Source organism: Brevundimonas sp. (assembly GCF_023259385.1).
In the GTDB taxonomy this organism is placed as follows: Bacteria; Pseudomonadota; Alphaproteobacteria; order Caulobacterales; family Caulobacteraceae; genus Brevundimonas.
The window spans coordinates 2584-3827 of sequence record NZ_JAHFPF010000306.1 but is presented as its reverse complement, the minus strand read 5'-3'; the positions used below and the strand labels follow the sequence as shown (position 1 = coordinate 3827).

2 protein-coding genes are annotated in these 1244 nt (G+C 71.7%); both read left to right on the top strand.

Going from position 1 to position 1244, the window contains the following annotated elements:
- Positions 1-648: 50S ribosomal protein L11 methyltransferase (locus Q0C81_RS17285; protein WP_291840922.1), on the top strand; the 648-nt coding region annotated here is incomplete at its 5' end.
- Between the two features lie 56 nt (positions 649-704).
- Positions 705-1151 (top strand): hypothetical protein, encoded by a 447-nt coding sequence (locus tag Q0C81_RS17280; RefSeq protein WP_291840920.1) that lies wholly within the window; start codon positions 705-707, stop codon positions 1149-1151.
- Positions 1152-1244 lie beyond the last annotated feature (93 nt).

Sequence of the window (1244 nt, the reverse complement as noted above, 5' to 3'; positions counted from 1 at the left end):
GTGGTCGAGAAGCTGGCCGACGCCGACTGGCTGGCCATGTCCCTGTCGGGCCTGCCGCCGGTCGAGGCGGGGCGCTTCTTCGTCTACGGCGCCCACGATCAGGGCCGCGTGCCGGTCAACAAGATCAATCTGAAGATCGATGCGGGCGCCGCCTTCGGCACGGGCCACCACGGCACGACCGTCGGCTGCCTTCTGGCCTTCGACGAACTGCTGAAGAAGGAAAGCTTCGAACGGGTGCTGGACGTGGGCTGCGGCACCGGCGTGCTGGCCATCGCGGCGGCCCGGGCCGGATCGAAGGTCGCCGTGGGCACCGATATCGATGCGCCCTCCGTCCGCATCGCCAATGAGAACGCCAAACTGAACCAGGCCGACGCCCGCTTCGTGCACGCCTTCGGCCTGAACGACCGCAAGGTGCGCGGGCAGGGGCCGTACGACCTGGTCTTCGCCAACATCCTGGCCCCGCCGCTGGTCAGCCTGTCGCAGGACATCAAGGAGGCGCTGAAGCTGGGCGGGGTGGCCATCCTGTCCGGCCTGCTGCGGACGCAGGAACGCCGGGTGACGGCGGCCTATCTGTCGCGCGGCTTCGTGCTGGAGCGCCGCATCCACCGCGATGCGTGGAGCGCGCTGGTGTTGAGACGGGTGGGTTAACGGCGGAACAGCCGCCCGGCGGGGGTGTTCCGGTCACATAACCGGAGGATGCCCCTGTGACCCAGCACGACCCTGACCTAGACCCCGTCCGCGAAACCGTCGTGACGCGCGGCCCCGTGATCGAAACCGTGGAGACGGTCGTGGTCAGGGAGTCGAACACCGGCTGGTGGATCGCCGGCATCCTCGGCGGCCTCGTGCTGATCGCCGTGCTGTGGATCCTGTTCTCGCGCGCGCCGACCCCGGCGACGGAGGACGCCCTGCTGGAAGCCCAGGCGGACGCGGTCGCCGCCCAGGCCCAGGCCGATCGCGCCGCCGTCGCCGGCCAGGTCGCGGGCGCCCAGGCCAGCGTCGATATCGCCCGGGCCGATGCGGCGCGCGCCGCCGCTGAAGCGCGCACGGCGGAGGCGCAGGCGGCGGAACCGGTGGTGATCGAACGGACCGTGCCGGCCCCGACGGTTCCCACGGCTCCGGCGGTGGTCAGCCCGACGGCGCCGCAGAACTAGGCCGCATTCTCCCTCCCCGAAGTGGGGAGGGATGTCGGCGGGTTAGCGGCGACAGGGTGGGGGCGCTTTGCGGCGGCGCGTCCGCGCGGCCGC